General features: G+C 42.6%; 6 protein-coding genes. 3 read left to right on the forward strand and 3 right to left on the reverse strand.

Features of this window, described 5'->3' with window-relative positions:
- Window positions 1-3,350, forward strand: a 3,350-nt coding sequence (locus tag F6J94_RS25985; protein WP_293045453.1) for a tetratricopeptide repeat protein, incomplete at its 5' end; no start/stop codon positions are given.
- A 95-nt stretch (window positions 3,351-3,445) separates the two neighbouring features.
- On the opposite strand, the gene F6J94_RS25990 is transcribed toward F6J94_RS25985, so the two are convergent.
- Both F6J94_RS25990 and F6J94_RS25995 read right to left on the reverse strand, forming a co-directional pair.
- Complete coding sequence (locus F6J94_RS25990; protein ID WP_293045456.1) at window positions 3,446-4,018, reverse strand: methyltransferase; 573 nt, start codon at window positions 4,016-4,018, stop codon at window positions 3,446-3,448.
- 265 nt (window positions 4,019-4,283) lie between these two features.
- Window positions 4,284-5,516 (reverse strand): lysine 2,3-aminomutase, encoded by a 1,233-nt coding sequence (locus F6J94_RS25995; RefSeq protein ID WP_293045459.1) that lies wholly within the window; start codon window positions 5,514-5,516, stop codon window positions 4,284-4,286.
- Window positions 5,517-5,837: 321 nt separating this feature from the next.
- Here F6J94_RS25995 and F6J94_RS26000 point away from each other — a divergent pair, with 321 nt between their 5' ends.
- Both F6J94_RS26000 and F6J94_RS26005 read left to right on the forward strand, forming a co-directional pair.
- Window positions 5,838-6,026 carry a hypothetical protein gene (locus tag F6J94_RS26000; RefSeq protein WP_293045462.1) on the forward strand — a complete coding sequence of 63 codons (189 nt, stop codon included), beginning with the start codon at window positions 5,838-5,840 and terminating at the stop codon, window positions 6,024-6,026.
- Window positions 6,027-6,074: 48 nt separating this feature from the next.
- Window positions 6,075-6,863, forward strand: coding sequence for a DUF4058 family protein (locus F6J94_RS26005; RefSeq protein WP_293045465.1), 789 nt, complete (start codon window positions 6,075-6,077; stop codon window positions 6,861-6,863).
- A gap of 245 nt (window positions 6,864-7,108) precedes the next feature.
- Here the strand turns inward: F6J94_RS26005 and F6J94_RS26010 are convergent.
- Window positions 7,109-7,926 (reverse strand): cytosine deaminase (locus F6J94_RS26010; RefSeq protein WP_293045468.1); only part of this gene is annotated, 818 nt, incomplete at its 5' end.

The raw sequence follows: 7,926 nt of genomic DNA on the forward strand, positions 1-7,926 counted from the left end.
TGCAAGCTTTAGCTATTTTTAAAGAAATTGGTGAGCGCTCCCAGGAAGCCAATACCCTTAATAATATTGGGTCAGTTTACAGCAGTCAGGGTGAGTATGACCAAGCCTTAGAATACTACCAGCAATCTCTAGCTATTTCTCAAGAAATTGGCCAGCGCTCAAGGGAAAGTACTACCCTCAATAATATTGGGTTTATTTACTATGCTCGGGGTGAGTATGTTCAAGCCAAAGAATACTACCAGCAATCTCTAGCTATTTCTCAAGAAATTCGCGATCGCTTTAATGAAGCCAATACCCTTAATAATATTGGAGAACTTTACAGCAGTCAGGGTGAGTATGACCGAGCAAAAGAATACTTCCAGCAAGCTTTAGTGATTCAACAAGAAATTGGCGTACGTTCAGCGGAAGCTGTTACGCTCAATAATATTGGGGGAGTTTACCAGAGTCAGGGTGAGTATACTCAAGCCAAAGAATACTTCCAGCAATCTCTAGTTATTTCTCAAGAAATAGGCGTACGCTCCCAGGAAGCTGCTACCCTCAATAATATTGGGTTTATTTACTATGCTCAGGGTGACTATAACCGAGCCAATGAATACTACCAGCAAGCTTTAGCTATTCACCAAGACCTAGGCGTACGCTCAGGGGAAGCTACTACCCTCAGTAATATTGGCTCAGTTTACGATAGTCAGGGTGAGTATGACCGAGCTTTAGAATACCACCAGCAATCTCTAGCTATTTCTCAAGAAATAGGCGTACGCTCCCAGGAAGCTAGTACCCTCAATAATATTGGCTCCGTTTACCATGATCGGGGTGAGTATGCTCAAGCCAAAGAATACTTCCAGCAATCTCTAACTATTGTTCAAGACATTGGACAGGGTTCAGGGGAAGCCAGTACCCTGGGCAACATCGGAGTAGTTTACAGTAGCTGGGGAGACTATGCCAAAGCCTTAAACTATCGTCAGCAATCTCTAAAAATTAGGCAAGACATTGGTGACAAGAGGGGAGTTGGTGAGACTCTCCACAATATCGGAACAATTTATACTGACCAAGGGGAGTATGACCGAGGTTTAGAATACTTCCAGCAATCTCTAGCTATTTTTCAAGACATTGGCTACCGTTCAGGGGAAGCTGCTACCCTCAGCAACATCGGAATAGTTTACAGTCACTGGGGAAAGTATCCCAAAGCCCTAGAGTATCAGCAAAAAGCCCTAGCCATTCGTCAAGAGATTGGTGACCAGGCCGGTATTGGCACCACCTATAACGCTATGGGGCTAGATTATCTGGATTTGGGAGATTATCCCCAAGCCTTGGACTACTTCAACCAAGCTAATCCAATTTTTAAGAAAATTGGGGCTAAAGAAGGGATGGCGGAAACCCTAACTAACATCGGAGAAGTTTACCAAAAACAAAAACAATATCCCAAGTCTCTCCAATTCTATCAGCAATCCTTGGCTATTTCTCAACAGATTGGTAATCGCTTGGATGAAGCTATAGCCCTGAATCTGCTCGGAAGAGTTTATGAAGAACTGGGAGAGTATACTAAAGCTAATGACTATCATCAACAAGCCTTAGAGATTAATCAAACAATTGGTTTCAAAGCTGGGATTAGCTATACCTTGTACAATATCGGAATAGTTTACACTAATCTAGGAAACTATCCCCAGGCTTTAGCCTCCTATCAAGAAGCTTTAGCCCTGTCGAGAACTCTTGGTACTCGCTTAAGGGAAGGGAAAATTCTAGCTGGTATCGGTAAGTTGTATGATACCCAAAACCAATCGGAATTAGCGATTACCTTCTTCAAACAATCGGTTAATGTCCGAGAAGGGATCCGCAAAGAGTTAAAGGTTCTGCCCATTGAACAACAACAATCCTTTACCAATACTGTTGCTGAAGACTATCGCCGCTTGGCTGATTTATTGACCCAACAAAATCGCAACTTAGAAGCCCTACGGGTGCTCGATTTACTGAAAGTCCAGGAGTTGCAGGATTACCTCAGTAATGTGCGAGGGGATGATAACACCGTTGATGGCATTACAGAACTGACTGAAGAACAGGAAATCATTAAAGGTACCCAACCGATTATCGACCAAGCCATTGCCCTGGGTCAAGAACTCAGTGAATTGGAAACTATTCCTAACGATAAGCGCACCCAAACCCAGCAACAGCGAATCATTCAACTTAGGAAAAATCAAGCTAAGCTAACCAAAGACTTTCAAAATTTCCTGAAGAGTCCAGAGGTAGAAGCTCGCTTGGCAAAGTTGAGGGAAACTACAGAAGCAGAAAACTTAGACTTAAAGAAGTACGCTAAACGATTGCAAGAGCAACTGCAGCAATTGGAACAGGATGCGGTTATTCTCTATCCCCTAGTATTAGATGAGCGTTTGGAATTAGTCCTAGTCACTCCTTATGCTCCCCCGATTCGCCGCACGGTTAAGGTAAAACGGAAAGACCTGGAAATAGCGATTAAAAACTTCCGCAGACTCCTGGCAAATCCGGCTCGTAATGCCAGACCTCCCGCCGAGCAACTATACCAGTGGCTAATTAAACCCATTGAAGGGGACTTAGCCAAGGCTAATGCCAAAACTATTATTTATGCTCCTGATGGCAAATTGCGCTATATTCCCCTAGGGGCACTTTATGATGGCGAGCAATGGCTAATTGAGCGGTTGACAGTTAATCAGATTACTGCTCTGAGCCTAACATCCCTAGACAATCAACCGACACCACAGTTACAAGTGTTTGCCGCTGCGGTCACCAAAGAGCATACTATTCCGGTAGGGGATAAACGGCATAACTTGGCTGCTTTAACCTTTACCCAACCAGAAGTAGAGCGTCTGGCAGAAACCTTTCCCAACACTAAGACATTGATCGATAAAGAGTTTCACGGGGATACCATTTATCAGATGAATGACTATTCCGTAGTGCATCTAGCCACCCACGCTCTGTTCGACAAAACTAAACAAGATTCCTTTATTCTGTTTGGTGATGGCAGTCACGTTACTCTCAGCCAGGTAGAAGAAAAATGGGATTTATCTAATGTAGATTTAGTGGTGCTCAGTGCCTGTCAAACCGGCTTAGGGGGAGAATTGGGGGATGGCAAAGAAATCCTCGGTTTTGGTTATCTGATGCAAAATGCTGGTGCCGATGCTGCGATCGCATCCCTGTGGTCAGTTAATGACCAGGGCACCCAAGCCTTGATGAATAAATTTTATCAGGTCTTGAAACAGGGGAACGTTACTAAAGCGGAAGCCCTCCGGCAAGCTCAAATTGCTTTAATTACCAAAGTAGAGTATGGTTTGGAGCATCCCTTTTATTGGGCACCATTTATTTTAATTGGAAATGGATTATAGGGAATAGTAACAACAAGGCTTTTAAGACCCGGTGGGTGGAACGGGCATCTTGCCCGTTACAATCGGACAGATTGTCCCACCCTACGCCATATTTACTATGCAGATTTTTTAACAGACAACAATAAACCGTGTCCTGAAGCTTCTCCTAAATACCACAGTAATTTAAGGGTGCTCAAATCGAAGTATTTAGCTAAGTGAGACGTCACTTCCAGATACAAAGGAAACTGGTCATTGAAAACGCGATAGAAGAAAACAAATTCTCCTGATGGTGCTAATACTTTGCCAACGTCACTAATAGCTCTGAATACCAGATCGTCATTCCTTAAAATTCCCATTTCGTAAGATTCAGGATCGATAGGGCGCTCGATTGAACGACTGGGAAAACACATAAAGACAGTATCGTAAGTTTCCTCGGCTTCTCCTGCACATAAATCCTGCACCTTAACCTGATCTTGACTTCGCATCAATGGATGATTGTTAATTTCCCCGATGTTGGGATGAAGATCAGAAAATAAGACCTTTTGACTTTGTTTCAAAATACAGCAAAAGCCAATTAATCCCGCACCGCATCCAAGATCTAGCACCCGCTTTCCTTGGACATCAAGAATACCACTCAAAACACCACTCATAAACGCTTGAGCAGCAATTCCACCGTAGGGATTAAACACCCCTTTCGGAACGACAACATCAAAAACGGGTTCATTTTGGTACAGGATCCTAATTTCTCGGTCTTTTGAGGAAAGTTCCTGATGGAAATTCAGATAATCTTTGGGATTATACTGTAAACTTTCCCCGTCTTTGAGAATAATAACAACGTCTTATTGCTTAATCATTTTGAAAATCTTTAGCTGAATGGAATGGAATAAATGATCACTTTTGGTTAGGTTGTGGGTGCGATCGCTTAAAGCGCCTAGCTAAGTTCTGTTAATCACCTTACACCATCTTCCGGGTCAAAATTTCTTCTAGCTCGCTTTCATAGAAAAATTTCGATTCACCAAAAGCAGGCTTCAAATCTCCTAACCAGGTTGCCTCAGCATCAAAACTGGCAAAGAAAGGTCGATTGCACCACTCAGGGTTACGAGCTTGTAAAAAAGACAAAACAAACACTTTCTCCCCTTGAATTTCGCTAATACCTTCAATTTTGACTTTTCCTGGTAAGGCAGACATTACCGGACCACGAGCAGTTCGCCCTAGTCCGGACACTTGTTGTATTGCTTGACGATAAATTTCCCACACCTTAACTAAAGGAATTTCAAAATAGTCTTTAGCTCCTGTTTGTCGTTCGACAAACATATAGTAGGGAATACAGCCTAAGCGTACCTGCATTTGCCACATTTTACCCCAGGTATGGGCTCTATCATTGATGTGGCGAACAACAGGAGCTTGGGTCCGAATTTCCCCTCCCGTTGTTCGAATGCGTTGGATTGCTTTTTGAGCGATTTGTGTATCTAGTTCTCGCCAGTGTTCGTAGTGAGCCATGATAGCTAGATGCTTACTCCGTTGCACTACTTTTTCAAATAAGCGCAACAAATCATCAGCATCTTCATCGGTAACATATCGATGGGGCCAATAAGAAAGTGATTTGGTTCCAATGCGAATAGTTTGAATGTGGTCAAATTCCCCTTCTAATAAAGGTTCGATATATAAAGCCAGCTGTCGTGCTTTCATGGTCATCGGATCACCACCAGTAAGCAATACATCAGTGACTTCTTTGTGTTCTCGTAGATAATCTTGAAAATGACCCGATTCGCGAGTCGCAAATTTAAGATCATCTAGTCCGACAAATTGTGGCCAACGGAAACAGAATGTACAGTAGGCATGGCAGTGTTGACCTGCTGTGGGAAAAATCAAAACTGTTTGTTGATATTTGTGTTGCACTCCCTGTAAAGGTTCACCTTCAAACGACGGGACGTTGTATTGCTTTTGTCCTGCGGGATGGGGATTAAGTCGAAGACGAATTTCATTGGCAGTTTGTCGCAGGAGTTTTTCTGGAGCATTGTCTTTTAGGAGTTGAACCATGGTATTCAAATCCCTTGACGATAACATGTCTGGCTGGGGAAACGTTAAGCGAAAAATTGGATCATCTGGTATATTTTTCCAATCAATAAGTTCTTCAACAATGTAGTTATTTGCTCGAAAAGGTAGCACTTTAGCAACAGCTTGCATTGCTAAGCGGGTTTCAGATGATATACAGGCTAACTGGGACAGTGATTTCAGATCGTTTACTGAGTATAATTTGATTTTTTGAGATTTAGTTTTCATCGCTTTCATCACCGAATAGGAATGGAGATTATTTTTTTATTCACCTCAGACCGGTCAGTATAAAGAGGTTAAACTCCATACATGTCCCAATCATTTTTACTTTTGTAGTGCGGTAATTATTTACCATTATACCTTACCTGATACGTAAGCAGTCCCTGAGGGGGTATTGAAAAAAACTAGGTTTTCAGTAGCCCATGACTTTTATTGGCAAAGAGCCACCTCAACATGAGGTACACATATTTTTTACCTCTTCCATCTTCTGAATTCAGTGCTCCGAAGCTCTGTTGGCGTTTGCGCAGCGTGGGCTTGGCCCAAAGCGTGGCCTACGGCCTTAGTCCCTGCTCCCTAAAACCCAAAAACTTGGATCTTACTAGCTTCAAAAGCGAACAACCTGGTAACCTGCTAACTTGCTAACCTGCTATCCTGCTATCCTAGAAGACAGAGCTGATCGGAGGTTACCGGATGCCGTCAATCTTTCCCGGCATGGATCCGTATTTAGAGCATCCTGATTTATGGCCAGAAGTACATCACTGGTTAATTAGTCTAATTGCTGAGTATTTAATTCCTCAGGTACGTCCGAAGTATAAAGTAGCTATTGAAAAGCGCATTTATCAGGTTAATCAAACTAACCAAGATGACGTTTTATTAGTTGGAATTCCTGATGTTACTGTTAAACGTCAACCAAATACTGAAGATTCTCCCAGCTCTAAGGTTGCTGTTGCGCCACCAACCACAAAACCAGTAACAGTAATTGTTCCTATGCCTGAACAAATCAAACAAGGGTATTTGGAAGTAAGAGATATGAATACTGGTGCTGTGGTAACCGCTATCGAAGTTTTATCTCCAGTTAATAAGCGCTCTGGTGAAGGGAGAGAAACTTACCTGAAAAAACGCCAACGGGTGTTAGGAAGCTTGACCAATTTAGTAGAGATCGATTTGCTCAGAGCCTGGAAACCAATGCCACTATTATATAACACTATCGAGAGCGATTATCGGGTTTTGGTTAGTCGAGAAGAGCGTCGCCCACGAGCCGAGTTATATACCTGTAATCTTCCAGAGCAACTACCAACTTTTTCCCTACCGTTACGTCCAGAAGATTCTGAACCGATAGTAGATTTACAAGCTATAATTAATAGTGTTTATGAACGAGGGGGTTATGATTACCAACTCGATTATGACCAAGAGCCAGTACCAGCTTTTTCAGATAAAAATCGGATATGGGCTCAGGAATTGTTGAGAACTGATATATAGTATTTATCATAGTCATCAGGTACAGATGATTTTTTCCCGATTCCCGATTCCCGATTCCCTAACCCCTCCTGGGAGGGGTTAGGGGTGGGTTCCGATTCCCGATTCCCGATTCCCGATTCCCGATTCCCAATTCTAAATTCTTAATTATTAATTCCCAATTCTTAATTCTTAATTATCAATTCTTAATTCTTAATTCTGCATTCTAAATTCTAAATTCTTAATTCTAAATTCTTAATTCTTAATTCTTAATTCTCTAACTCATCCAAATCAGCATAATCCGGCAACGTAGTATCAATTGGCTGACCCTGGTGCAAGATAATTCGGTCATGTTGGGGACGGGACAAAAGTTCACTGAAATGGCGTCCCTTAAACAAAATCAAATCTGCCGGGAGTCCCACCCCAATCCTACCCATATTGGGTAAACCCATTAAATCAGCCGCTGTCTTGGTTACGGCACAAGGCCAATCACCGATGGGCATATCTAAATGGGCAATCCGTACGGCTTGGGTAAAGACTTCTAATACATCATGGTCCCCAAATCCATAAAAGGGGTCTCGACAATTATCACTAGCTAAGGTTACCGGAATACCCTGTTGTTTAATTTCATGGAGCCTGGTGACTCCCCGCCAAGATGGTGTAACGTTAGCCTGTCGATCTTGTAAATAAAGATTGCACATCGGTAAGCTAACAATAGCAATTCCTGCTGCTTTGACTAACTTGAGAGTTTCCGCAACCTCCTCTAAGGGTTGCACTGCTAAACTGCAACAGTGACCACAAATAATTTTTCCGGTAAACTGATGACGAATCGCAGCTTGGGCAATCTGTCGTAAACAATGGGAATCAGGATTACCGTTTTCATCAGCATGGAAATCTAGGTTGAGGTTTCTCTCCTTAGCTAAAGAGAAAACAGTATCGAGTTGAGCATCCAGGTCTTGGTTGCTATAGGCTACTCCCCCAAGTATGCCTCCGATTTCAGCAATTGTGTCGGCTAAGGTAATGGCAGCGGCGGGAGTTTGATAGTAATCTAGAGTAACTAGAGACACTGCTTGTAGGGTAATTCTGT

The sequence above is a fragment of the Moorena sp. SIO1F2 genome (assembly GCF_010672755.1).
GTDB lineage: Bacteria > Cyanobacteriota > Cyanobacteriia > Cyanobacteriales > Coleofasciculaceae > Moorena.

What these genes read in the sequence shown, in the direction of transcription:
- F6J94_RS25995 (WP_293045459.1), bottom strand. Translation starts at nt 5,516, where the DNA reads ATGCAAGCTGTTGCTAAAGTGCTACCTTTTCGAGCAAATAACTACATT.
- F6J94_RS26000 (WP_293045462.1), top strand. Translation starts at nt 5,838, where the DNA reads ATGAGGTACACATATTTTTTACCTCTTCCATCTTCTGAATTCAGTGCT.
- F6J94_RS26005 (WP_293045465.1), top strand. Translation starts at nt 6,075, where the DNA reads ATGCCGTCAATCTTTCCCGGCATGGATCCGTATTTAGAGCATCCTGAT.